This is a genomic window from uncultured Cellulomonas sp., from assembly GCF_963527515.1.
In the GTDB taxonomy this organism is placed as follows: Bacteria; Actinomycetota; Actinomycetes; order Actinomycetales; family Cellulomonadaceae; genus Cellulomonas.
In genome coordinates this window covers 1-24946 of record NZ_CAURTV010000045.1, presented here as the reverse complement: position 1 = coordinate 24946, position 24946 = coordinate 1, and the positions used below count along the sequence as shown (strand labels likewise).

The window sequence follows — 24946 nt, the reverse complement described above, 5'->3', positions numbered from 1 at the left end:
GACTGGGCCGCCAAGGGCACCAGCCTGCTGGGCGTCAAGGCGGTCATCACCGAGAGCTTCGAGCGGATCCACCGCTCCAACCTCATCGGGATGGGCGTGCTGCCGCTGCAGTTCCCCGAGGGCGAGTCGGCCGACTCCCTCGGTCTGGACGGCACGGAGACGTTCGACATCACGGGCGTCACGGCGCTGAACGAGGGCACCACCCCCCGCACGCTGGCCGTCACGGCGACGAAGGGCGACGGCTCGGTCGTCGCGTTCGACGCGGTGCTGCGCATCGACACCCCCGGCGAGGCGGACTACTACCGCAACGGCGGGATCCTGCAGTACGTGCTCCGGTCGCTCGTCACGGCCTGACCACCGCCGTCACCCTCGAGCCCGGTCCCCGCCCGTCGGGGGCCGGGCTCGATGCGTCCGACACACCGCCGTCAGCCGAGCGGTGCGGCTCCTCGCACCTACACTCGGGCCCGTGTCCGGACCCGCCGCCCCGCCCGACCTGCGCGCCCGTGCCCGCGCGAGCGGCAGCACGGTCGCGCGCCGCGTCCTCGACCAGCCGCTGCGGCGCATCGGCCTCGGCGGGGCGGTCGTCCTCCTCGCCGTCACGGCGGCGTTCGGCGGGCTCCAGGAGCAGACGCAGGACGGCCCCGAGGTGCTGGCGGTCGACACCCCGGTGGACGTCGCACCGTTCGAGCTGACCGTGCACCGCGTCGTGTGGACCCCCGAGCTGCCCGGGCAGTACCTCTCGGAGGACGGCAACCGCTGGATCGGCGTGGTCGCGACGGTGCGCAACACGAGCGACGTGGGCGTCCTGGGTGTCACCCTGCAGGACGCGCTCACGCTCACGGGCGTCGACGGGCTGGTCGAGGAGCCCGATCCGCTGGTCCCCGGGGTGGTGTCGTCGTCGATCGCCCTGCTCGAGGACGGCTCGTCGCTCAGCCCCGTCCAGCCCGGCCTGACGTACGAGGCGGCGTTCCTCTTCGAGCAGGACGGGTCGGTGGCGCCGCCGACCACCGCGACCGTGCTGCTGCAGCGGCACACGTGGCGCAAGGGCAGCCTCGACCCGACGGTCGCGTGGTGGGACCCGACGACGACGCTGCAGGCCGAGCTGGACGTGCGCGAGGCCGGGTCCGACGAGGAGGCGGCCGAGTGAGCGAGCGCGTCCCCCGCCTGCGTCGTCCCCGTGCCCAGGTGCTCGGCGCGGGCGCGGCCGTGCTCGCCGCCCTGGCCGTCGGTCACGCCGTGGTCACCGCGTTCCCGGTCTCCGAGCGCGTACAGGCGTCGTTCGTCCGCCCCGCGACCATCGGGGAACCCGTCGAGCTCCGGTACGCGCGCCTGACGGCAGGGGAGCCCACCGGCTCGACCGTGCTGGACAACGACGACGGGACCCTGCTGGCGACGCCCGGTGTCTGGCTCGTCGTGCCCCTGACCCTCGAGGTCACCGGCCAGCCGCGGGCGCTCGGCTTCGCGGAGCTGCTGGGCGGGGACGGACGCACGTACACGGTGTTCACCGGCGGCCGGTCCTGGTTCCTGTCCGGCACGGCGCAGCCGGGGATCCCTCGTTACGCGACGCTGCGCGTCGAGCTGCCGCCCGAGGCGGTGCCGGGAGCGCACCTGCGCGTCGGTCTGCTGCAGAAGGACCAGCGGCGCGACGACGTCGCCGACATCGACCTGGGCCTCACGCAGGCCGACGCGGACGCGTGGGCGTCCGACGACGCCCCCGTGCTCGCCGGCGCGTGGTCCGACGAACCCCCGGAGCAGCCGTGACCACGACGACCGGCTGGCCTGAACCGACCGCACCCGTGCAGCCCGCGCCCGGGTGGTGGCGCCGCAACCGCTGGGCCCTCGCCGCGCTGCCGGTGGCGCTCGCGCTCGCGCTCGTCGCGGCGGGCGACCGTGTCCGCACGCTGTGGTGGGAGAAGGACCTGCGCGTCCCGACCACGGCGGAGGCGGGCGCGACCGTGGGCTTCGAGCAGCGGGTCTACGACGGCGCCGGCGGCACGATGCCGATCGACGTCCAGGTGCGCCTCGACGGTGTCCGTACGGCGACGACCCTGCCCGAGGACATGGAGCTGCCCACCGGGACCCGCGCGGTGCAGGTCGACCTGACCCTGAGCGCGGACCCGGACGTCGTGCTCGCCGGCTGCTTCCTGGCGGTGCGGGATGCGGCCGGTACCCGCTACGGCTACGTCGCCAGTGGCTGGGGTGCGCTCCAGTCCGCGATGCCGTGCGTCCCCGAGGGCTCACCGGGACCGTGGGCGTTCGCCGACCCGGACGCCCCGGCACGCCCCGGCACGTGGTCCGTCTCGCCGGTGGTCGTCGTCCCCGAGGGCGTCGAGGTGGCCGACGTCGCGCTCTGGTGGCAGATGCCGCGGTACGTGCTGCTCGAGGCCCCGAGCTAGATCTCTGCGGACCCCACGGGCTCGGGTGAACGCGCCCCGGCCGCCGACTGGCCCGCCAGGATCCGGTCGACGCCCGCCGCGAGCAGCGCCATCGTCACGGTCAGGCCCACGGCCGTCGCGACGGAGGAGACCATCGGCGCGAACGCGAGCCAGGTGTCGACGTCCTGCGGACCGCTGATCGCCCGGGCGAGCAGCAGGATGCCCTCCTCGAGCCGCGTCGCCACGAGGAAGGCGAGCGCGAACACGAGCATCGGGCCGAGCCCTGCGATCGCGAGCCGGCGCAGCCCGTCCACGAGGGCCGTGAAGCGTCCGCGGACGTCGCCGACGACGGGCGCCGCAGCCTCGGTGGTCCAGCGCCGCACCGGAGCCGGTACCCGCTGCCACGCGGCCGGGGGGCGCAGGCGGGGCTCGCGCTTCGGCGGCGACGCGAGCTTGTGCCCGTAGACGACCGCACCGACCGTGAGCCACGCGAGCGGGATCACCACCAGGTCGTCGAGGTTGCCGAGCACGCCCGCGACCGCGTCGACCGCCGCGTCGACGGGGCCGGCGACCGGGCCGAGCGCGTCCAGCACGGTGAGCCACCACTCGAGCACGATCGCCACGGCGCGCCGGTTCTCGACCCACGCCCACACGCCGTCGAGGAGCTGCGTGGCGAACGCCGCCACGGCCAGCAGCCAGAACGCCTCGACGTAGGCGCCCGCGAACGCGAGCGCGCGGCGGTGGCTGCGGCCCTCCCACCGACCGAGCAGCCAGCGCAGGACGACCGCCACGACGACGACGGCCACCAGGCCCCAGCCGGTCGCCAGGTCGACGAACGCGCCGCTCGGGCGGTCGTCGCCGAGCGAGAACCCGTTCTCCACGAACTCCCGGTACACGGCCGTGTTGAGGAACCGCGAGCGGTCCTCCTCCAGCAGCCCGTACGAGGCGTACAGGGCGAGGAACGGCACGAACACCGAGGCGAGGACGTCGACCAGACCCCGCTCGTGCCCGGAGGCCGGGTCGTCGGGGGCGCGCGTCCGGCCGACGGCGCCGAGCGCGGGCAGGTCCCGGCGCAGCACGTGCAGCATCGCGACGATCCCGGCGACCATGCTCAGCGGCGCGAGCACGAGCACCGCCCAGCCGAGGGTGTTGTTCACGGTCGACGCGTTCACGGCGGCCCAGCCGGCCGCGTGCCGTCCGGCGACGGCGAGCAGGGCGATGACGAGCAGCAGGGGCCACGTGCGCACCCAGAGACGGGCGCCCTGGGCGACGACCGAGCCGAGGTCGCGCAGCCAGCCGCGGAGCCCGCCGGGCGGGGTGGGGCCAGGGGCCGGTGCGTCGCTCACGCCGCACATCATGACCTGCTCAGGCCACCGGTGCGGGTGCGACCCGCGAGGGCACCCCGGTGCGCCGCCTCTCAGGACGTCGCGCGGGCAGCTGCGAGGTCGTGCACCAGGCGCCGGCCGGCGTCGACGGACAGCTCGCGGAGCCGCGCCGCGAGCGGCGACAGGGTGCCCCGGGACACCACCTGGACCACTCGGTCCGGGACCGCCGGCTCGAGCCGGTGGAACGACAGGGCGTCGTCGTGGCGCTGACCCCACACGGAGAGCACGGGCATGACGGCCACGCCGAGCCCCGCGCGCACCATCGAGGTGATGCCCTGGTTGTCCACGGTCCGGAAGACGATGTCCGGCACGACCGCGGCCCGGGCGAGCGCGGCCTCGACGACCGCCTGGTCGCAGATGGGCGGGAGGGCCACCATCGTGCGGCCGTCCAGCGCGCCCAGCGGGACGGACCCGGCCGGGAACGCACCGGCCGGGGCCACGACGACGTGCTCGTCCCGGAACACCTCGACGTGGTCGGCATCCTGCGGGGCGGGGACGTCGAGGAACACGAGGTCGAGCAGATCGAGCGGTGGCTCGTCGGTCTCGTCCTCGAACAGCCGGATGTCGGCGTCGGGGTGCTCGGCCCGGAGCCGGTCGACGACCATCGGCAGCAGCACGTTGGTGACCGTCTGGAAGGTGCCGACGTCGACCCGCCCGCCTCCGGAGTGGAAGCGGTCGATGGCGTCCCGCGCAGCGGCGTCGGCCCCGAGGAGGATCCTCGCCTGGGCCAGGACGAGCCGACCGAGCGGGGTGATCCGGGGTCGGCGGGCTCCGCCGGGACGGTCGAAGACGGCCCCTCCGACGCGTCGCTCCAGGGCAGCGACCTGCTGGCTGAGCGTCGACTGCGTGTAGCCGAGCTCGGTGGCGGCCGCCCCGAACGTGCCCGTGCGGGCGACGGCGTCGAGGGCGGCGAGGAGGCGGAGGTCCAGCATCCGCCCAGTATCGCTTGTTGCGATCGTCAGGATCACGAACGATCGCTGTTCACGGTGATGAACCCGTCCTAGCGTCGATCCCATGAACCCGGAGACTGTGCTCCCGATCGGCGACGTCGAGCTCTGCGTGCAGACCGCGGGCGACCCCGGCGATCCGGCGATCCTGCTCATCCACGGCGCCGCCGCGTCGATGGTGGGGTGGGAGGAGGAGCTGTGCGACCGGCTCGCGGCAGGGCGCAGGTACGTCATCCGCTACGACCAGCGCGACACGGGCCGGTCGACCGTCTCGCCGGGTGGGCACCCGACCTACGACCTGAGGGACCTGGCTCGCGACGCCCTCGGGATCGTCGACGCGCTCAGCCTCGACACGGTGCACGTGGTGGGCCGCTCGATGTCGGGCGGGACGGCGCTCATCCTGGCCGTCGATCATCCCGACCGCGTCGAGACCGTCACGTTCCTGTCCACGACGACGGGCGACGACGGCCTGCCCGGACCGACACCTGCCTTCCTGGCGGCCGCCGACGCCCCCGCCCCCGCCCTCGACGACCACGCGGCGTGGGTCGAGCACACGGTCGCGGTGATCCGGGCGTACGACGGCGGGTCGACCCTGTTCGACGAGGTGCACGTGCGTCGGCTGGTCGAGATCGACCTGGCGCGGGCGACAGACCCGAGCGCCGCGAACCACCACTTCGCCATCGCCACCCCGGGTCCCGTGCGCGGCGGGTTCGGCGACATCGCGGTGCCGGCGCTCGTCGTCCACGGCGAGCTGGACCCGGTCTTCCCGCTCCCGCACGCGCACGCGCTGAGGGACGCGATACCGGGGGCGAGGCTGGTCGTGCTCGAGGGGGCCGGTCACGAGCTGCCGCCGGCGCGGTGGGACGAGTTCACGGCTGCGCTGCTGGAGCACACCGCGCCCAGGGGCCCGCGATGAGGTCCGCGGTGTGGCTGCCCCTGTTCGACGAGCTCGCCGACCCCCGCGTGGTCGCGGACCTCGCAGTCGAGGCGGAGGACGCGGGGTGGGACGGGTTCTTCGTGTGGGACCAGCTGGCCTGGAGGGCGCCGGTGACGGCGGTGGCCGACCCCTGGGTCTGCCTCGCGGCCGCCGCCGCGGTGACGAGCCGTGTGGCGCTCGGGCCGATGGTCAGCCCCCTGGCGCGGCGTCGGCCCACCAAGGTCGCGCGCGAGACCGTCTCCCTCGACCGCCTCAGCGGCGGGCGTCTCATCCTGGGGGTGGGCGTCGGCAGCGACTCGTTCGCGGCCGAGTACTCCCGGACCGGGGAGCCCGTGCGGGACCGGACGCGCGCCGAGCTGCTCGACGAGTCCCTCGAGATCCTGCGCTCCGCGTGGACGGGCGAGCCGGTCCGGCACCACGGCCCGCACCACGTCGTGGACGGCATCGCCTTCCTGCCCACCCCGGTGCGGGGTCACATCCCGGTCTGGGTCGCGGCGTTCCCTGGGAACCAGCGCCCGCTGCGACGTGCGGCACGTCACGACGGCGTCTTCCCGGTCAACCTCACGTCGCCGGACCAGCTGGCGGAGGCGGTGGCACAGGTGGACGCGCTGCGGACCGACCGGGCGCGGCCCTACGACGTCGCGATCGAGCTGGTGCCCGGCGCGGACCCGGCGCCCTGGGTCGCCGCGGGAGCGACCTGGGTGTTCACCGACGTCGACCCCGCGACGCTGCGCCTGGACGCGGTGCGCCGCATGGTGCGCGCGGGGCCGTCGGCCTGACGGTCAGCCGTCGCCGGCAGGTGACCGGGTGCCGGGCAGCCCTGCGTTCACCGCGGCGAACGAGCGGCGGACGACCTCCTCGAGGACGCCCAGGTCCACGGTGTCCAGGTCCTTGATGTACACGCAGCTCTTGCCCACGGTGTGCGGCCCGAGCGCCGCGAGCAGGTCGGCGTGCGCGTCGACGCCGTCCGGCAGGTACACGGTGGTGGCCGCCTTCCGCGGGGAGAACCCGGCGGCGCCGGCGTCGCCCTCGCGGCCGGAGTCGTACCTGTAGTGGTAGCTGCCGAAGCCGATCATCGTCGGCCCCCACATCCGCGGCTGCTCGCCGGTCACGCGGCCCATCAGGGCGACCAGGCGCTCCGCGTCCCGACGACGGACGGGGTGGTCCACGGCGGCCACGAACGCGTCGACGTCGGCGTCGGTGGCGGTGGTCTTGTTCGGTGTGTTCGCCATCCGGCCAGTATCGCGCGGTGTCACTCCGCGAGCGCCTGCCTGACGCCGTGCCGCCCGATCTCCGCGAGGTGGGGATGGTCGACCGGGTGCATCTGCAGCACGACGGCCATGTGCAGGGCCCAGGCCTGTGCGCGCCGCCAGGTCGCGTCGTCGTAGGCCAGCCCGGCCTGGAACGCGGCCCGGCCGTCGGGGTCGAAGGTGAGCCACGCGGTCGACAGGTCGGAGGCCGGGTCCCCGGAGGTCACGTCCCCGAAGTCGATGACCGCGCGCAGCCGGCCGTCGTGCACCAGGAGGTTGGCCGGGTGCGGGTCGCCGTGCAGCCAGAGCGCCGGCCCGTCCCAGGCGGGCGCCGCCGCGAGCTCGCGCCAGCGCTCCAGGATCCGGTGCGCGTCCGGGAGCGCGAGCCGCTCGAGCCGTTCGGTGAGCGGCTGCTCGCGTGGCCCGACCGGCACCCCGCGGTAGGGGTTGACCGGTGCGTCACCGGCGGCCGGCCGGTGCAGCGCGACGAACACGTCCGCCAGCTGCCTCGCCCAGGAGGTGCGGCCGGCCACCGGCGTGCGGTGGGCTGCGACGGCGTCGAACCAGGGGACGACGCTCCACGCCCACGGATAGGTGGCGGACGGGATGCCGACCCGGACGGGCACCGGCACGTCGACCGGCAGCCGCGGTGCCAGGACGGGGAGCCAGCGCTGCTCGTGCGCGACCAGGGGAGCGGCGACCGCGCGCACGGGGAACCGGGCCGCCAGGTGGTCGCCGATCCGCCAGAGCGCGTTGTCCCAGCCGGTTCCGGACCACGTCAGCGGCAGGTCGGCCAGGTCCGGGTGCTGCTCCCGCAGCAGCGTGCGGGCGAGGTCCTCGGTGACCTCGATCTCGGGGAGGGGGTGGACCACCTCAGGAGACCTGGACGACGCGGCGGGTGTCGTACGGGACCGCCCAGCCGAGCGCGTCGAACATGCGGGCGAGCACGATGGCGGTGAAACCCCAGACCAGCACGCCGTCCACGGTGAACGCCGGGGTGCGCACGGGTCGGCCCCAGCGCGCGTGCTCGACGCTGGCGCGGTTGGTCGGGTCCAGCAGGTCGGCGACGGGGACGCGGAACACGTCGACCGTCTCGGCGTGGTCGACGGCCGCGACCTGCGACGGGTGGGTCCACCACGCGGGCACCGGCGTGACCAGGTGGTTGCTCACCGGCACGGGCAGCGGCGGGAGCGTGCCGAGCACCTCGACGCCGGACGCGTCCAGCCCGACCTCCTCGACGGCCTCGCGCAGGGCGGCCTCCTGCGGCCCGGCGTCGGACGGTTCCAGCCGGCCGCCGGGGAACGCGATCTGCCCTGCGTGGTGGCCGAGGGTGCCGGCCCGCCGCTGGAGCAGCACGTCGAGGTCCCGCGCCACGGCGGGCGAGCCGCTGCGGGCGGGGGCGTCGTCGAGGGCGCCGAAGAGCACCAGCACCGCGGCGGGACGGGCTGCCGACACGTCGTCGAGGACGCGGGCCGGGTCCAGGCGCCAGTCGACGCCGCGTGCGCACAGGTCGACCAGCTCGGCGCGCGCCCCACGGACCACCGGGGTGGGGCCGGTCATCCGCGGGCCCGGACGAGCTCCCCGAAGGCGGAGAACATCTTCTCGGCGGCGGGGACCAGGCCCGGCAGGTGCCGGGCGCCGTCGTCGCGGATCTGCTCGATCTCCTCGGGGGAGAGGTCCCCGACCATGTCCGGCGTCGCGAGCCAGAGGTCGAGCATTCCCGCGTCGAGCTCGGGGTGGAACTGCAGGCCGAGGGCGCTGCCCGCCCGGAAGGCCTGCACCGGCGTCGCCTCGGTCGAGGCGAGGAGCGTGGCGCCCGGCGGCAGGTCGACCGTGTCCGCGTGCCAGTGCAGCACCGTCGGCCGGCTGCCGAGGGCGCCGAGGACGAGGTCGTCGGCCACGACGTCGACGGGGGCGAACCCGATCTCCGTCGCCGCGCGCAGGTGCAGGCGGGACCCGAGCGCGAGGGCGAGGATCTGCATGCCGAGGCACACGCCCAGCACGGGGACGTCGGCGTCGACCGCAGCGGCCACGAGCGCCCGCTCGGCGGCCAGACCCGGGTGACCGGGCACGTCGTCGGCGTCCATCGGGCCACCCATGACGACGACGCCGGACACCTCGTCGAGCCGGGGGAGCCGGGCGTCGTCGAGGTCGAGCACCGTGCGCACGCGCAGCGGGGCGTCGAGGCCGCGGGCGATCAGGCCGGGGCCCTCGTGCGGGGCGTGCGTGAGCACCAGGACGGGTCGCATGCCGGTCACCACCCGTCGGGCAGCGGGCGCCCCTCCTCGTAGCCCGCCGCCGACTGGATGCCGACGACGGCGCGCTCGTGGAGCTCGTCGAGCGTGGTCGCGCCGACGTAGGTGGCCGCCGAGCGCACCCCCGCGGTGATCGTGTCGATGAGGTCCTCGACGCCGGGGCGGCGGGGGTCCAGGAACATGCGCGACGAGGAGATGCCCTCCTCGTAGAGCGCCTTGCGGGCCCGGTCGAACGCGGAGCCGCCCTTGGTGCGGGCGGCCACGGCGCGCGCCGACGCCATGCCGAAGCTCTCCTTGTACAGCCGGCCGTTGCCGTCCTCGTGCAGGTCGCCGGGGGACTCGTGCGTGCCGGCGAACCACGAGCCCACCATCACCTGCGAGGCACCGGCCGCGAGGGCCAGCGCGACGTCGCGCGGGTGGCGGACCCCGCCGTCGGCCCACACGTGCTTGCCCAGCCGGCGGGCCTCGGCCGCGCACTCGAGCACCGCGGAGAACTGCGGACGCCCGACGGCGGTCATCATGCGGGTGGTGCACATGGCGCCCGGCCCGACGCCGACCTTGACGATGTCCGCACCGGCCGCGATCAGGTCACGCGTGCCCTCGGCGGTCACGACGTTGCCCGCGACGACCGGCACCTGCGGGTCGAGGCTGCGGACGGCGCCGAGCGCGTCGAGCATCTTGCGCTGGTGCCCGTGGGCGGTGTCGACCACGAGGACGTCCACCCCGGCCTCCAGGAGCTCGAGGGCCTTCTGCTTCACGTCGCCGTTGATGCCCACGGCAGCCGCCACGCGCAGGCGCCCCTGGCCGTCGACCGCGGGCTGGTAGATGGACGAGCGCAGCGCACCGATCCGCGTGAGCACACCGACCAGCTCGCCGTCGCGCACGACCGGGGAGAACTTGCGACGCGAGCCGTGCAGCTTCTCGAAGGCCGCCTCCAGCCCATGCAGCCCGCCCTGCTCGATCATCGCGAGGTCCACCGTGGTCGGGTGGGCGCTCATGACCTCCTCGACCTGCGTGAAGCGGTCCACGCCCTGGCAGTCGGCCTCGGTGACGACCCCGACGGGCTTGCCGTCGTCCACCACCACGGCGGCGCCGTGCGAGCGCTTGCCGATGAGGGTCAGTGCGGTGTGCACCGTGTCGTGCCGGCTGACCACCACCGCGGTCTCCACCACGGTGTGCCGCGCCTTGACCGAGGAGACGACCTCGGCCACCACGTCCGTGGGGACGTCCTGGGGGAGGACCGTGATGCCGCCGCGGCGGGCGACCGTCTCGGCCATCCGCCGGCCGGCCACGGCCGTCATGTTGGCGACGACGACGGGGACGGTGGTGCCGGTGCCGTCGACGGCCGTGAGGTCGACGTCGAACCGGGAGGTGACCTCGGAACGCGACGGGACGAGGAAGACGTCGCCGTAGGTGAGGTCGGAGGTGGCCGCGTGGCCGGGCAGGAAGCGCATGGGTGATCCCCTTTCCGATCCATGGTAGTCGGTCGGGGCCTCTCTTCACGGGGCCCGCACAGGGGTGTGACCGGCCCCAGCGCGTCGTCCTGCCCGGGCCCATCTACAGTGTGGACACGACTTTCGGCGTCCGCAGGGTGCGGCAGCGTCGCCGCACACCGGAGGAGGAGCACCACCATGGGTCTGCTCGACCGCATCAGCTCCCCGGACGACCTGCGCCGGCTCACCTCGCGCCAGGCCGACGACCTCGCCGCAGAGATCCGCACCTTCCTGGTCGAGCAGGTGTCCCGGACCGGCGGCCACCTGGGCCCCAACCTGGGGGTCGTCGAGCTGACCATCGCGATGCACCGGGTGTTCGAGTCGCCGCTGGACACCATGGTGTTCGACACCGGTCACCAGTCCTACGTGCACAAGCTGCTCACCGGGCGCCGGGACTTCTCACAGCTGCGCAGCAGGGGCGGCCTGTCCGGCTACCCCAGCCGTGCGGAGTCCGAGCACGACGTGGTCGAGAACTCCCACGCCTCGACGGCGCTCAGCTGGGCCGACGGCATCGCGAAGGCCAACGAGCTGCAGGGCCGCGGCGACCGGCACGTGGTCGCGGTGATCGGTGACGGCGCGCTCACCGGCGGCATGGCCTGGGAGGCGCTCAACAACATCGCCGCGGGCCAGGACCGCCGGCTCGTGATCGTCGTCAACGACAACGGCCGGTCGTACGCACCGACCATCGGCGGGCTCGCCCACCACCTCGACACCCTGCGCACCACGCAGGGCTACGAGAACGTGCTGTCTTGGGGCAAGCGGACGCTGCGCCGGTCCGGCCCGCCCGGCCGCGCGGCGTACGAGGCCCTGCACGGCATGAAGAAGGGCATCAAGGACGTCCTGGTGCCGCAGGGGATGTTCGAGGACCTCGGCATCAAGTACGTCGGACCGGTCGACGGGCACGACGTGCGCGCCGTCGAGCGGGCGCTGCAGAACGCCAAGTCGTTCGGCGGGCCGGTCATCGTGCACGTCATCACGGAGAAGGGCCGCGGCTACGTGCCCGCGGAGCAGGACGTCGCGGACCGGTTCCACGCGGTCGGCAAGATCCACCCCGAGACCGGGCTGCCCGTCGCACCGTCGCGGTTCGAGTGGACGAGCGTGTTCGCGGACGAGCTGGTGCGCATCGGGCGGCGGCGTCCCGACGTCGTCGCCGTCACCGCGGCCATGCTCCAGCCGGTGGGTCTGGCGCCGTTCGCCGCCGAGTTCCCCGCGCGGGTCTTCGACGTCGGCATCGCCGAGCAGCACGCGGCCACGTCGGCCGCGGGCATGGCGTTCGGCGGCCTGCACCCCGTCGTCGCGGTGTACGCGACCTTCCTCAACCGCGCGTTCGACCAGGTCCTCATGGACGTCGCCCTGCACAAGGCCGGCGTGACGTTCGTGCTCGACCGGGCCGGCCTGACGGGGTCTGACGGGGCCAGCCACAACGGCATGTGGGACCTGGCGATGCTCGGGATGGTCCCCGGCCTGCGGCTGGCCGCGCCGCGCGACGAGGAGACGCTGCGGGACGCCCTGCGGACCGCCGTGGACGTCGACGACGCCCCGACGGTGGTCCGTTACCCCAAGGGCGCCCTGGTCGACCCCGTGCCTGCCGTCGACCACCTCGACGGCGTGGACGTCCTCGCCCGGCACGACGGCCCGGCGGACGCGCCCCACCTGCTCGTGGTGGGGTACGGCGCGATGGCCCAGACGGCGCTCGAGACCGCCGAGGTGCTCGCTGCCCACGGGCTCCGCGTCACCGTGGTCGACCCCCGCTGGGCGATCCCGGTCGCCGGAGCGCTCACCAAGCTGGTGGGGGACCACGACCACGTCGTGACCATCGAGGACGGTCTGGTGGACGGCGGCCTCGGTTCCCTGGTCGCCCAGCGGGCACGCGAGGCCGGCATCGCGACGCCCGTGCAGGCCTTCGGCGTCCCTCGGGCGTTCCTGGACCACGCCACGAGGGAGCAGCTGGTGACCGAGCTGCGCCTGCGGCCGGGCGACGTGGCGCGCGACGTGCTCGCCGCGGTCGGCCGACCGGTGTGAGTGCCGCGTCACAGGTACCTGGGGCCTTTGGTCCTGGGATGAATGGGCCTGTTTTCCGTAGCGTCGAGGGTAACGACCACGTCGGAGGAGCACAGATGTCCATCAACACACTGCCCGCGAACACGCGCAACGAGTCGACCGGATCCCCGGCTTGGGACGGCTTCGCGGCCGGGCCGTGGATGGACCGGATCGACGTCCGAGACTTCGTCCAGCGCAACTACACGCCCTTCACGGGCGACGCCGAGTTCCTGGCCGGTCCGACCCCGCGGACGACCGCGCTGTGGGGCCGCCTGACCGCGATGTTCCCCGCCGAGCGGGCCCGCGGTGTCTACGACATCGACCAGCACACGCCGTCCACGATCACCTCGCACGAGCCCGGGTACATCGACCGGCACCACGAGATCATCGTCGGCCTGCAGACGGACGCGCCGCTCAAGCGCGCGATCATGCCCAACGGCGGCTACCGGATGGTCGAGAAGGCCCTGGAGACCTACGGGTTCGAGCCCGACCCGATCGTCGGCGAGATCTTCACCAAGTACCGCAAGACCCACAACGCCGGCGTCTTCGACGTCTACCCGCCGGCCGTCCGCGCCGCCCGCTCCGCCCACCTCATCACGGGCCTGCCCGACGCCTACGGCCGCGGCCGCATCATCGGCGACTACCGGCGCGTGGCGCTCTACGGGGTCGACGCCCTCATCGCCGCCAAGCGCGAGGACCGTGCCGACCTGGACCGCGAGCGCTCCTCGGAGAACGTCATCCGGGACCGCGAGGAGAACGCGGAGCAGATCCGTGCGCTCGGCGAGCTCAAGCAGATGGCCGCGTCCTACGGCTACGACATCTCGGGCCCCGCGCAGACCGCGAAGGAAGCCGTCCAGTGGCTGTACTTCGCCTACCTGGGCGCCGTGAAGGAGCAGAACGGCGCGGCCATGTCGCTGGGCCGCACCTCCACGTTCCTCGACGTCTACCTGCAGCGCGACATGGTCGCTGGCCGGCTGACCGAGCAGGACGCGCAGGAGCTCATCGACGACCTGGTGATCAAGCTGCGGATCGTGCGGTTCCTGCGCACCCCCGAGTACGACGAGCTGTTCTCGGGCGACCCCACCTGGGTCACCGAGTCGATCGGCGGCATGGGCGAGGACGGGCGGACGCTGGTCACCAAGACCTCGTTCCGGTACCTGCAGACGCTCTACAACCTGGGCCCGGCCCCCGAGCCGAACCTGACGGTGTTCTGGACCGACAACCTGCCCGACGGCTTCAAGCGGTTCTGCACGCAGGTCTCCATCGACACCTCCGCGCTGCAGTACGAGTCCGACGACCTCATCCGTGAGTCGTGGGGCGACGACGCCGCGATCGCCTGCTGCGTGTCCCCGATGCGCGTCGGCAAGCAGATGCAGTTCTTCGGTGCCCGCGTGAACCTGGGCAAGGCGCTGCTGTACGCGATCAACGGCGGACGCGACGAGATGACCGGCAAGCAGGTGGCCCCGTCGGCGCCGGCCGTCGCCGGCGACGTGCTGGACTACGACGACGTCGTCGCCAAGCTCGACGTGATGCTCGACTGGCTCGCCCAGACCTACGTCGACGCGCTCAACTGCGTGCACTTCATGCACGACAAGTACGCGTACGAGCGCCTCGAGATGGCCCTGCACGACCGCGAGATCCTGCGCACCATGGCGTGCGGCATCGCCGGCCTGTCGGTGGTCGCCGACTCGCTGTCGGCCATCAAGTACGCCGCCGTGCACCCCGTGCGCACGGTCGACGGGCTCGTCACCGACTACGTGGTGGACGGCGACTTCCCGACCTACGGCAACGACGACGACCGCGCCGACGAGATCGCGGTGTGGCTGGTCGAGTCCTTCATGACCAAGCTGCGCAAGACGCCGACGTACCGCGACGCCCTGCACACGCAGTCGGTGCTGACCATCACGTCGAACGTCGTGTACGGCAAGTCGACCGGGTCGACCCCCGACGGGCGTCAGGCCGGCCAGCCGTTCGCACCCGGCGCCAACCCCATGAACGGGCGCGACGCGCACGGGATGCTCGCCTCCGCGCTCTCCGTCGCCAAGATCCCGTACGGCGAGGCGATGGACGGGATCTCGCTGACCTCGTCGGTCATCCCGACCGGTCTGGGGCGCACCCGCGACGAGCAGGTCTCCAACCTGGTCGGGCTGCTGGACGCGTACATGATGTCTTCGGGCTACCACCTGAACATCAACGTGCTGAACCGCGAGACCCTCGAGGACGCCATGGAGCACCCCGAGGAGTACCCGCAGCTCACCATCCGGGTGTCCGGCTACGCGGTGAACTTCGTGCGGCTCACCCGCGAGCAGCAGCTCGACGTCTTGTCCCGCACGTTCCACGGATCGGTCTGAGTCAGGCGATGACCACCCAGGTGCACGACGCGGCGCCGTGGCCGTCCGTGCACCTGGGTCTGCCCCGGTCGCGGTCCGGCACGGCGGGACTGTCGTCCGTCGAGCTCGACCACGCCGCGAAGATGGCGGCGGTGCGGTCCGGCTCCGTCGGCTCCGTCCACTCGTGGGAGCTGGTCACGGCGGTCGACGGTCCGGGCACGCGCCTGACCGTCTTCCTGGCCGGCTGCCCGTTGCAGTGCCTCTACTGCCACAACCCCGACACCATGCAGATGCGGCGCGGGACGGACGTGCCGGCCGACGAGATCCTGGCGCGCGTCGCCCGGTACCGCCCGGTCTTCAAGGCCACCGGTGGGGGTCTGACGGTGTCGGGCGGCGAGCCGCTGATGCAGCCCGCCTACCTGGGTCGTTTGCTCCGCGGCGCCAAGGCCATGGACGTGCACACCACCGTGGACACGTCCGGGTTCCTGGGCAGCCAGTGCACCGACGCGATGCTCGCGGACATCGACCTGGTGCTCCTGGACATCAAGTCCGGCCTGCCGGACACCTACCGCGCGGTCACGGGTCGTGCGCTGCAGCCCACGCTCGACTTCGGCGCACGTCTGCGGGACGCCGGCAAGCGCACCTGGGTGCGGTTCGTCCTCGTCCCCGGGCTGACGGACGCCCCGGAGAACGTCGAGTCGGTGGCCGATCACGTGGTGGGTCTCGGGTCCGTCGTCGAGCGCGTCGAGGTCCTCCCGTTCCACCAGATGGGCCGGGACAAGTGGGACGAGCTGGGGATGAAGTACCAGCTGGAGGACACCGCGCCCCCGACCCCGGAGCTCGTCGAGCGCGTGCGCGCGACGTTCCGGGACCGAGGGCTCAGCGTCTTCTGATCGTCTAGGCGGCGGGCACGTTCGCGACGCCGTCCGGCAGGATCCGTCGACCGAGCACGCGCTCGGAGTAGCCGGTGCGGTCCAGGTACGGCGTGAGGCCGCCCAGGTGGAACCCCCACCCGGCGCCGAGGATCATGCACAGGTCGATCTGCTGCGGGGTGGCGACGACGCCCTCCTCGAGCATGTGCCCGACCTCGACGGTCAGGGCGGTGAGCACGCTGTCGAGCACCCCGGCCTCGTCGAGCGGGGCGTCCCCGGTGCCCGTGGCGTCGAACACCGCCTGGATGGCGGGGTCGACCGGCTTCGGCAGCCCCTTGGCCCTGGCCGGGAGCACGACCGTGGTGCCCTCGGCGACGAGCTTCTCGAGGCCGGGGGAGCGGGGGAACCGGTCGCCCAGCTCCTCGCGCAGCGACGTGAGCACGTGCAGGCCGACGGCGGGCCCGACCAGGTCGAACAGCTCGAACGGCGGCATCGGCAGCCCGAGGGGCCGCAGCGCGCGGTCCGCGACCTCGACCGGCGTGCCCTTCTCGACGGCGTCGACGATCACGCCGAGCAGGAGCACGAGCAGCCGGTTCACGACGAAGCCCGGGCGGTCCGCCACGAGGACGGCCGTCTTGCGCAGCTTCGAGGCGACGGCGAACCCGGTGGCCAGCGCCTCGAGCGAGGTCTGCTCGGCCTGCACGACCTCCACCAGCGGCATGGCAGCCACCGGGTTGAAGAAGTGCAGGCCGACCACGCGCTCCGGGTGCTGCAGATCCGCGGCCATGGCGGAGACGGACAGGGCCGAGGTGTTCGTCGCGAGGATGGCGGTCGGGGAGATCACTGTCTCCAGCTCCGCGAACACCTTCTTCTTCAGGTCGAGGATCTCGGTGACCGCCTCGATGACGAGGTCGCAGGAGGCGAACTCGGCGAGGTCGGTGGTGCCCTGGATCGAGCCGAGCAGCCGGCTCGCGGCGGACTCGCTCAGCCGGCCGGTCGACGTGAGCCGGTCCACGGAGGACCTCACCGCAGCCAGACCCTTGTCGACGCGCTCCTGGTCGAGGTCGCGCATGACGACCGGCACGCCGAGGCGCTGCGCGAACAGCAGGGCGATCTGCGAGGCCATCAGCCCGGCACCGACGATGCCCACGCGGGTGACGGGCTGCGCGAGGGAGCGGTCGGGGGCGCCGACGGGCTTCTTGCCCCCCGAGACCAACCCGAACGCGTACACCGACGCGCGCATCTCGTCGCTCATGATGAGGTCGGCGAGCGCCTCGTCCTCGGCGGCGAACGCCTCTTCCCGCGTGGCCGTGCGGGCGGCGGCGACCAGGTCGAGGGCGCGGTACGGCGCGGGGCGGGACCGGTTGATGACCGCGTCGAGGCGCTGGCGGGCGGCGGCCACGACGCCGTCCCAGACCTCTGGCGGGTCGAGCTCGCGGCGCTCGACGACGACGTCGCCGGTCACCACGCGGGCGGCCCACCGGATCGACTCCTCCAGGAAGTCGGCCGGGTCGAGCACGACGTCCATCAGGCCGAGCGTGGTGGCCTCGACCGCCGCGAACGGCTTGTTGGCCGCGGGGCGGGTGAGGATGACGTCGAGCGCCTTCTCCACCCCGATCAGGCGCGGGACGATGTACGCGCCGCCCCAGCCGGGCACCAGGCCGAGGCCGGTCTCCGGGAGCGCGAGCGCCCGGACGTCGGACGCCACCGTGCGGTAGTCGCAGTTGAGCGCCAGCTCCATGCCGCCACCCAGGGCGACGCCGTTGACGAACGCGAAGGTCGGCACCCCCATGGTGTGCAGCAGCTCGTAGGCGCGGTGCCCGTTCTGGCCGAGCTGCAGCGCGCCCTCGCGGCCGGGTACGGAGCCGATCTGGGTGAGGTCGGCGCCGGCGGCCAGGTAGTACGGCTTGCCCGTGACGGCGACGGCGACGATCTCGCTCGCTGCGGCGCGCGCCTGCTGAGCCGTGAGCGCCTCGGTGAGCTCGGCCATGCCGAGCGGACCGAGCGTCGTCGGCTTGGTGTGGTCCAGGCCGTTGTCGACGGTGACGAGGGCGAGCGTGCCTGCGCCGCCGGGCAGCGTGACGTCGCGGACGAGTGCGTGGCTGACGCGCTCCGCGCGGGCTTCGGTGGTGCTGCTCACTTGGCGTCCCCCTCGAGAGGCTCGTAGTCGGCGTGGTGCGGGTTCTCCCAGATGACGGTGCCGCCCTGCCCCAGACCGACGCACATGGTGGTCAGGCCGAAGCGGACGTCCGGGTTCTCCTCGAACTGGCGGGCCAGCTGCGTCATCAGGCGCACACCCGACGAGGCCAGCGGGTGGCCGACCGCGATCGCGCCGCCGTACTGGTTGACGCGGGGGTCGTCGTCGGCGATGCCGAACGCGTCGAGGAACGAGAGCACCTGGACGGCGAACGCCTCGTTGATCTCGAACAGGCCCATGTCCTCGATGGACAGCCCGGCGCGGTCGAGCGCCTTGATGGTGGCCGGGACCGGGCCGATGCCCATGATCTCGGGCTCGACGCCGGCGTACGCGAACGACACCATCCGCATGCGCGTGGGCAGACCCAGCTCGGCGGCGGTCTCCTCGGCGGCGAGCAGGCAGGACGCGGCGCCGTCGGTGAGCGGCGCGGCGGTCCCCGCGGTCACCCGGCCGCCTGCGCGGAACGGCGTGGGCAGCTTCAGGATCGCCTCGACCGTGGTGCCGGGCCGCGGCGGCTCGTCGGCGGTGGCGAGGCCCCAGCCCTGCTCCGGGTCGCGCAGCGCGACCGGGACGAGGTCGGGGTCGATCTTCCCGGCGGCCAGCGCCGCGGCGTACTTGGCCTGGCTGGCGGCGCCGTACGCGTCCGCCCGCTCGCGGGTCAGGGCGGGGAACGTGTCGTGCAGGTTCTCTGCGGTCACGCCCATGTTCAGGGCGTCGTTCGCCACCAGGCGCTCGGACAGGAACCGGGGGTTCGGGTCGGCGTCGAAGCCCATCGGGTGGTGGCCCATGTGCTCGACCCCGCCGGCCAGGGCGACGTCCTGCGCGCCGAAGCCGATGGCAGCGGCCGTGTTGGTCACCGCGGTCATCGCGCCGGCGCACATGCGGTCGATCGCGTAGCCCGGGACGGAGCGGGGGAGCCCGGCCAGGACGCCGACGGTGCGCCCGAGCGTCAGGCCCTGGTCGCCCTGCTGGGTGGTCGCGGCGATGGCGACCTCGTCGATGCGCTCGGGCGGGAGCTGGGGGTGTCGGCGGAGCAGCTCGCGGACGGTCTTGACCGAGAGGTCGTCGGCGCGGGTGTGGGCGTACAGCCCGTCCTTGCGCGCGCGGCCGAACGGGGTGCGCACCCCGTCGACGAACACGACGCGGCGGACCAGGGCTGCGGGTCGCGGAGATGTGGTGGGCATCGAGCCTCCAGAGCGGGACGGCGGTGTCCGACGAGCCTGCGAGGGCGGGCCCGTGCCGGCCGACGCTACCCGGGTCGCCCGGGCGTGGCCAGCCATAAGTTACTCCAGAGTAACAGGGACTTCGGTCCTAGGGGAGGGTCGCGAACGCCTCGGCCAGCCGCTGCGCGACCAGGCCGATCTGCCACGGCCGCGCGCCGCCCGCCTGCAGGAACGCGGCGATCGCGTCGGCGTCGAGCGTGGCGGGGGGCGTCCAGCACAGCCGCCGCAGCAGGTCCGGCTGCAGGAGGTTCTCGGCCGGCACCTCGTGCGTGGTGGACAGCTCGGTCACCACCTCGCGCGCGGCGGCCAGACGGGCGGCTGCGGCCGGGTCCTTCTCGGCCCAGGCCCGCGGTGGCGGGGGTGCGTCGCTCTTCGGGCCACGGACGGACGGCAGGTCCGCCTCCGGCAGCTCGAGCGCGCGGTCGATGGCCTGCTGCCACAGCGCGGCGCGGCGCCGCGTGCCCTTGCCCGCGAACGCCGGGAGTGCGGTCAGTGCGGCGACCGAGCCCGGCAGCGCCTGGGCGGCCGCGACGATGGCGTGGTCCGGCAGCACGCGGCCGGGCGAGATGTCCCGGGTGCGGGCGTTCTGGTCCCGGGTGAGCCAGAGCTCGCGCACCACGGCCAGCCGGCGGGCGTCGCGGATCGCGTGCAGGCCGGACACCCGGCGCCACGGCTCGACGCGGGGCGGCGGCAGCGGGGCGGTGCGGACGGCCTCGAACTCCTGCGCGGCCCACTCGGCCTTGCCGGCCACGGCCAGGCGCTCGGCCAGCACCTCGCGCAGCTCCACCAGCACCTCGACGTCGAGCGCGGCGTACCGGAGCCACTCGGACGGCAGGGGCCTCGTCGACCAGTCGACCGCCGAGTGCTCCTTGGCCAGACCGAGACCGAGGGCGTCCGCGACGACGGCGGCCAGCCCCACCCGGTCCAGACCGAGCAGCCTCGCGCCGAGCTCGGTGTCGAACACCCGGCTGGGCCGCAGACCCTGCTCCGCGAGACCGGGCAGGTCCTGCGACGCGGCGTGCAGCACCCACTCGACGCCGACCAGCGCCTCGCTCAGCGCCGACAGGTCCGGCACGGCGATCGGGTCGATCAGGGCGGTGCCGGCGCCCTCCCGGCGGAGCTGGACCAGGTACGTACGCTGCCCGTAGCGGTAGCCGGACGCGCGCTCGGCGTCCACGGCGACCGGTCCCGTGCCCGCGCCGAACGCCGCGACGACCGCGGCGAGCGCCTCGGGGGTCTCGACGACCGGCGGGATGCCCTCCGCGGGCTCGGTGAGCATGACGACCTCAGGACCCGCGTCGTCCGCGGGCGTGCCGACCTCGAGGTCGAGGGTCTCGTCGTCCGGGGTGGATGGCGGCACGGATCCCCCTGCGGGGGCGCCGGCTGTCGCCTCAGGTCGCATGAGGTCAACGGTAAGCGACGGTGCGGACGCATCTGTGCAGGCCGCGCGGGCGGCGCGTACTTCCACCGGTACGGCGTCCGTACGTGCGCAGGTCAGGACAGCACGCCACCGCGGATGGAGATCGCGACGAGCTCCGCCCGGTCGCCGGTGCCCAGCTTGCGGGAGATCCGGGCGAGGTGGCTCTTCACGGTGAGGGCGGACAGGCCGAGGTCCTCGCCGATGAGGCGGTTGGTGCGGCCGTCGGCCACCAGCTTGAGCACGCTGACCTCGCGGGCGGTCAGGTCCGGCAGCGGCGGCGGCGGCACCGTCGCGACGGCTGCGCGCTGCAGGCTGGGGGCGGTGGCGCCGGCGACCGCTCCGCGCAGCCCGCCCTGGAGCAGGACGGAGAGCTCGGGGCGGCTCGCGCGGCGCGTGAGGACCACGACGCGCGGTGCTCCGCGGCGGCGCAGGTTGCGGACCAGCGACGCACCGTCACCGTCGGCGACCTCGGTGACGACGACGCACATCTGCTGGGTCGACGTGGGCGGGACCGTGCGGGAGCTGGGCACACCGGGCCGGAGCTCGGGCCGTCGGGCGGGGGCCAGGTCTCGTCGCAGGGGCTCGATGCTCACAGGCGAGTCATCGGCACCATGACCTGACGACTTGAGCCGGTTGCCCTGCGCATGCCCCCCCGGGCCTGAGGTCAGCGCCTCGGCCCGAGGGCGACGACGCCGTCGGGCAGTGGTTCGAGGCCGGCGGCCGTGCACAGGAGGGTGCCCCAGGCCTGCAGGTGCGGGCCCAGGTCCTCGTCGGCCGCGGTCCAGGAGGCGCGGATCTCCAGCTCGGTCTGCTCCGACCGTCGCTCGAGGGCGCCGAAGCTCTGCGAGAGCACCCTGGTGACGGTACCCCCCGCCGCGTGCGCGTCGAGGCCCGACTCCTCGAGGGCGTCGGTGAACCAGGTCCATGCCACCTCGGCGAGCATCGGATCGGCGCCGACCTCGGCCTCGAGCGTGACGCGGACGAGGGTGACGAGGCGGAAGTGGCCGTCCCACGCCTCCTGGCCCGCCGGGTCGTACAGGACGACGAAGCGCCCGGACGCCAGCTCGGCCGCGTTCACCGACCGGCGCGCGGTGCGCACCTCGGCGGTGAGGGCCGCGGAGAAGGGCGCGATGCGCGCGGGGCCCGGCACCTCGTCGAGGATCACCTCGGGGCGGACGGTCACCCGACGCAACGAGCGCAACGCGTTGACGAACTCGGCGGGGACGTCCTCCGGACCAGCGGGTGTCACGTGCGCGAGCGTACGGGTGAGCCGACCCGAACCGGTGTCCGGCACGCCGCCCCACCGCGCGGTGATGCGGTCGCCCTCCCGATGGTCCACCGGCTCGGGCCCGCGGCGGTCCGTCGCCGCCCGGGTGCCGACGTCGAGGCGTGGCACCCGTGCCCGGCGGCCCTCAGCAGCAGCGCGCTCCCGGGTGGGCGTCCTGCTCCGCGTGCCGGGCTCGCCAGTACGCCGCCTCTGACCCTGGGTCGGTGCCGGGATGCACCCGCGCGACGTGCTCGACGTAACGGGCGTAGTCGTGGTCGCCGAGCAGCGACGCCGCGTACCAGCGCACGGCGCTACCGCCCCGGACCGACGCGTCCACGAGCCGGAGCAGGACGGTCCGGGCGTTCACGACCCCGCTCCCGTCGTGGTGCGGTCACGCGTGTGCGCGTCCCAGAGACCCTGGACCTCGCGCTCGGCGGCCGACGGGATCATCCCGCGCGGCGCGAAGATGCGCGACGGCGCGTCCGGTTCCTCCGAGGTGGGCAGGCCGCCGGCGCGCACGGAGCGCACCATCACCGCGGCACCGACGGCCACGACGACCAGCACCAGGACGGCGAAGATGATCGACAGGGTCCCCTGGATGGCCGTGTTGCGGATGACCGCGTCCATCGCCTCGGGTGTCGTCGCGACGCCAAAGGTCTCCTCCCCGGCGGCTCTGGCGTCCTGGAAGGCACGATGCTGCGCCCAGTACCCGATGCGTGGCTCGCTGGAGAAGATCTTCTGGTAGGACGCGGTCATCGTCACGACCAGGTCCCACACCAGGGGGACGGCGGGGATCCACACCCAGCGGTAGAGCTGCTTCTTGACGACGACGACGGTCACGACGGTGAGGGCGATCGCGGCGAGCAGCTGGTTCGCGATCCCGAAGAGGGGGAAGAGGGTGTTGATCCCACCGAGCGGGTCGGTCACTCCCATCAGCAGGATCGCGCCCCAGAGGACGACGACCGCGACCGAGCAGAACCACGCGCCGACGCGCCACGAGGGGTCGCGGAACCTGCTCAGCGGGCCCCCGATGTTGCCCAGGCTGTCGGAGAGCATGAAGCGTGCGACGCGTGTCCCTGCGTCCACCGTCGTGAGGATGAACAGCGCCTCGAACATGATCGCGAAGTGGTACCAGAACGCCGCCAGCCCGGAGCCGCCGAAGGCCGAGCTGAGCACCTGGGACATGCCGAACGCCAGCGTCGGCGCACCGCCGGTCCGGGAGACGACCGACTCCTCGCCGACCGCGGCGGCGGCACCCTCGATCTCCCCGGCGGTGAGGGGCGTCCCGGCCAGACCGAGCCCGTTGACGTACTCGGCTGCCGTCTCCGGCGTGCCACCCGTCGCGCCCGCGGGTGCGTTCATCGCGAAGTACAGGTGCTGGTCGATGACCACGGCGGTGATGAGCGCCATCACCGCGACGAACGACTCGGTGAGCATGGCGCCGTACCCGATGGGCCGCGCCTGGCTCTCCTTCTCCAACAGCTTCGGCGTGGTCCCGGAGGCGATGAGCGAGTGGAACCCGGACAGGGCGCCGCACGCGATCGTGATGAACAGGAACGGGAACAAGGTGCCGGCGAACACCGGGCCGTCGCCGCGGAGCGCGAAGGACGACACGGCCGGTGCCTGGACCTCCGGCCGCGCGATCACGATGCCGACCGCGAGCAGCACGATCACGCCGACCTTCATGAACGTCGACAGGTAGTCGCGCGGGGCGAGCAGCAGCCACACCGGCAGCACCGAGGCCGCGAAGCCGTACGCGGCCAGCCACCAGGCGAGCGCCACCGGGCTCAGCGTGAACCAGTCCTGCCCCCACTGCGTCTCGGCCACCCAGCCGCCGGCGACGATCGCGAGCAGCAGCAGCCCGACGCCGATCGCCGTGACCTCGGAGATCCGGCCGGGTCGCAGGAAGCGCAGGTAGACGCCCATGAAGAGCGCGATCGGAATCGTCATCGCGATGGAGAACACGCCCCACGGGCTCTCCGCCAACGCGTTGACCACCACGAGCGCCAGGACGGCGATGATGATGATCATGATGACGAACACGGCAACGAGCGCCGCGACGCCCCCGAAGCGCCCGAGCTCGTCGCGGGCCATCTGACCGAGGCTGCGCCCACGTCGCCGGACGGAGATCGACAGCACCAGATAGTCCTGGACCGCACCGCCGAGGACGCAGCCGACGATGATCCACACCGTGCCCGGCAGATAGCCCATCTGCGCCGCCAGCACCGGACCGACGAGCGGACCGGCGCCGGCGATCGCGGCGAAGTGGTGCCCGAACAGCACGCGCCGGTCGGTCGGCATGAAGTCCTTGGCGTTCTCGTACCGCTCGGCCGGCGTGGCGCGGTCGTTCCGGGGGCGCACGATCTTCGCCTCGACGAGCCGCGCGTAGAACCGGTACCCGATGACGTAGGAGCACACGGCGGCGAACACGATCCACACGGCGTTGATCTGCTCGCCGCGTGCCAGCGCGACGACCGACCACGCGACCGCGCCCAGGATGGCGACGCCAGTGAAGACGAGGCGGTGCGACGCGGGCATGGTCCGGCGTTCCAGGACGGCGACCGGCGGGAGGTCGGGGTCGGTCCGGACGTGCTCGGTCTCCGTGCGCGCGACCATGAGCTGCCCCCTTCGGCGTCGGCGTCGACGAGCACCGACGCTACGCGCGGCGAGCGGCGGCGCAACCGGGCCCGTCGCCTCCGTCTCGCCGTCCGGCACGCCCGCCCGTGCCTGTGCACACCGGACTAGGCTGGTCAGCGCACCCAGCACCCCCGGACGTCGCCACACCCGACCTGCGCCTGCACGTGCCCCACGTGCTGGTCGCCGTCGCGGCCGCGGCGCACTCCGGCCGTCGATCGAAGGAGCTCCGCCGCATGGTCGCCTCAGGAACCGCCACCGGAACCGCGCAGATCGGTGTGACGGGGTTGGCGGTGATGGGTCGCAACCTGGCCCGGAACT

Annotated in this window: 22 protein-coding genes and 1 pseudogene; 9 read left to right on the top strand and 14 right to left on the bottom strand. The window is 73.6% G+C overall.

Annotation, left to right across the window (positions count from 1 at the left end):
* The 4 genes and pseudogenes from acnA to RYN42_RS11755 all read left to right on the top strand — a co-directional run.
* Positions 1-354 (top strand): annotated as a pseudogene (acnA, locus tag RYN42_RS11770) (aconitate hydratase); the annotation flags it as partial.
* Positions 355-466: 112 nt separating this feature from the next.
* Positions 467-1147: a hypothetical protein gene (locus RYN42_RS11765; RefSeq protein ID WP_315096318.1), complete on the top strand. Its 681-nt coding sequence runs from the start codon at positions 467-469 to the stop codon at positions 1145-1147.
* Positions 1144-1761, top strand: coding sequence for a hypothetical protein (locus RYN42_RS11760; protein WP_315096317.1), 618 nt, complete (start codon positions 1144-1146; stop codon positions 1759-1761). The genes RYN42_RS11765 and RYN42_RS11760 overlap by 4 nt, the downstream gene beginning before the upstream one ends.
* Positions 1758-2396, top strand: a complete 639-nt coding sequence (locus RYN42_RS11755; RefSeq protein ID WP_315096315.1) for a hypothetical protein — start codon at positions 1758-1760, stop codon at positions 2394-2396. Before RYN42_RS11760 ends, RYN42_RS11755 begins: the two co-directional genes overlap by 4 nt.
* Here RYN42_RS11755 and RYN42_RS11750 read toward each other — a convergent pair.
* Together RYN42_RS11750 and RYN42_RS11745 are read right to left on the bottom strand one after the other, a co-directional pair.
* Positions 2393-3721 (bottom strand): hypothetical protein, encoded by a 1329-nt coding sequence (locus RYN42_RS11750; protein ID WP_315096313.1) that lies wholly within the window; start codon positions 3719-3721, stop codon positions 2393-2395. The two genes, RYN42_RS11755 and RYN42_RS11750, sit on opposite strands and share 4 nt — an antisense overlap.
* 71 nt (positions 3722-3792) lie before the next feature.
* Entirely contained in the window at positions 3793-4692 is a 900-nt protein-coding gene (locus RYN42_RS11745; protein WP_315096312.1) for a LysR family transcriptional regulator, read from the bottom strand.
* A gap of 82 nt (positions 4693-4774) precedes the next feature.
* Between RYN42_RS11745 and RYN42_RS11740 the strand changes: the two genes are divergently transcribed.
* The gene (locus RYN42_RS11740) at positions 4775-5623 is read left to right on the top strand and encodes an alpha/beta hydrolase (protein ID WP_315096310.1); all 849 of its coding nucleotides are present in this window, start codon (positions 4775-4777) and stop codon (positions 5621-5623) included.
* Positions 5620-6423, top strand: coding sequence for an LLM class flavin-dependent oxidoreductase (locus tag RYN42_RS11735; protein ID WP_315096309.1), 804 nt, complete (start codon positions 5620-5622; stop codon positions 6421-6423). The genes RYN42_RS11740 and RYN42_RS11735 overlap by 4 nt, the downstream gene beginning before the upstream one ends.
* A 3-nt stretch (positions 6424-6426) precedes the next feature.
* Here the strand turns inward: RYN42_RS11735 and RYN42_RS11730 are convergent, their stop codons facing one another.
* The 5 genes from RYN42_RS11730 to RYN42_RS11710 are packed head-to-tail and all read right to left on the bottom strand — an operon-like array spanning position 6427 to position 10603.
* Positions 6427-6876 carry a DUF1801 domain-containing protein gene (locus RYN42_RS11730; protein ID WP_315096307.1) on the bottom strand — a complete coding sequence of 150 codons (450 nt, stop codon included), beginning with the start codon at positions 6874-6876 and terminating at the stop codon, positions 6427-6429.
* A 20-nt stretch (positions 6877-6896) separates the two neighbouring features.
* A complete protein-coding gene (locus RYN42_RS11725; RefSeq protein WP_315096305.1) occupies positions 6897-7766 on the bottom strand; it encodes an aminoglycoside phosphotransferase family protein in 870 nt (289 codons plus the stop codon).
* Between the two features lies 1 nt (position 7767).
* The gene (locus RYN42_RS11720; protein ID WP_315096303.1) at positions 7768-8454 is read right to left on the bottom strand and encodes a CoA pyrophosphatase; all 687 of its coding nucleotides are present in this window, start codon (positions 8452-8454) and stop codon (positions 7768-7770) included.
* Positions 8451-9143: a glutamine amidotransferase-related protein gene (locus RYN42_RS11715; RefSeq protein WP_315096301.1), complete on the bottom strand. Its 693-nt coding sequence runs from the start codon at positions 9141-9143 to the stop codon at positions 8451-8453. The genes RYN42_RS11720 and RYN42_RS11715 overlap by 4 nt, the downstream gene beginning before the upstream one ends.
* Before the next feature lie 5 nt (positions 9144-9148).
* Positions 9149-10603, bottom strand: a complete 1455-nt coding sequence (locus RYN42_RS11710; RefSeq protein ID WP_315096300.1) for a GuaB1 family IMP dehydrogenase-related protein — start codon at positions 10601-10603, stop codon at positions 9149-9151.
* Positions 10604-10780: 177 nt separating this feature from the next.
* On the opposite strand from RYN42_RS11710, the gene dxs reads away from it, so the two are divergent.
* The 3 genes from dxs to pflA all read left to right on the top strand — a co-directional run bounded on the left by dxs (position 10781) and on the right by pflA (position 15905).
* Positions 10781-12664: a 1-deoxy-D-xylulose-5-phosphate synthase gene (gene dxs, locus RYN42_RS11705; RefSeq protein WP_315096299.1), complete on the top strand. Its 1884-nt coding sequence runs from the start codon at positions 10781-10783 to the stop codon at positions 12662-12664.
* Between the two features lie 95 nt (positions 12665-12759).
* Positions 12760-15033 (top strand): formate C-acetyltransferase, encoded by a 2274-nt coding sequence (gene pflB / locus RYN42_RS11700; RefSeq protein ID WP_315096298.1) that lies wholly within the window; start codon positions 12760-12762, stop codon positions 15031-15033.
* Positions 15034-15041: 8 nt separating this feature from the next.
* Positions 15042-15905, top strand: a complete 864-nt coding sequence (gene pflA, locus RYN42_RS11695; protein WP_315096296.1) for a pyruvate formate-lyase-activating protein — start codon at positions 15042-15044, stop codon at positions 15903-15905.
* Between the two features lie 4 nt (positions 15906-15909).
* On the opposite strand, the gene RYN42_RS11690 is transcribed toward pflA, so the two are convergent.
* The 7 genes from RYN42_RS11690 to RYN42_RS11660 all read right to left on the bottom strand — a co-directional run bounded on the left by RYN42_RS11690 (position 15910) and on the right by RYN42_RS11660 (position 24607).
* A complete protein-coding gene (locus RYN42_RS11690; RefSeq protein ID WP_315096294.1) occupies positions 15910-18024 on the bottom strand; it encodes a 3-hydroxyacyl-CoA dehydrogenase NAD-binding domain-containing protein in 2115 nt (704 codons plus the stop codon).
* Positions 18021-19265, bottom strand: a complete 1245-nt coding sequence (locus tag RYN42_RS11685; RefSeq protein ID WP_315096292.1) for a thiolase family protein — start codon at positions 19263-19265, stop codon at positions 18021-18023. The genes RYN42_RS11690 and RYN42_RS11685 overlap by 4 nt, the downstream gene beginning before the upstream one ends.
* Before the next feature lie 127 nt (positions 19266-19392).
* Positions 19393-20583 (bottom strand): HRDC domain-containing protein, encoded by a 1191-nt coding sequence (locus RYN42_RS11680; RefSeq protein WP_315096320.1) that lies wholly within the window; start codon positions 20581-20583, stop codon positions 19393-19395.
* A 215-nt stretch (positions 20584-20798) separates the two neighbouring features.
* On the bottom strand, positions 20799-21317 hold the full coding sequence (locus RYN42_RS11675) for a LuxR C-terminal-related transcriptional regulator (protein ID WP_315096290.1): 519 nt from the start codon (positions 21315-21317) through the stop codon (positions 20799-20801).
* 71 nt (positions 21318-21388) lie between these two features.
* Complete coding sequence (locus RYN42_RS11670) at positions 21389-21973, bottom strand: DUF3000 domain-containing protein (protein WP_315096289.1); 585 nt, start codon at positions 21971-21973, stop codon at positions 21389-21391.
* Between the two features lie 163 nt (positions 21974-22136).
* Complete coding sequence (locus RYN42_RS11665) at positions 22137-22358, bottom strand: YbdD/YjiX family protein (RefSeq protein ID WP_315096287.1); 222 nt, start codon at positions 22356-22358, stop codon at positions 22137-22139.
* Positions 22355-24607, bottom strand: a complete 2253-nt coding sequence (locus tag RYN42_RS11660; protein WP_315096285.1) for a carbon starvation CstA family protein — start codon at positions 24605-24607, stop codon at positions 22355-22357. The genes RYN42_RS11665 and RYN42_RS11660 overlap by 4 nt, the downstream gene beginning before the upstream one ends.
* Positions 24608-24946 lie beyond the last annotated feature (339 nt).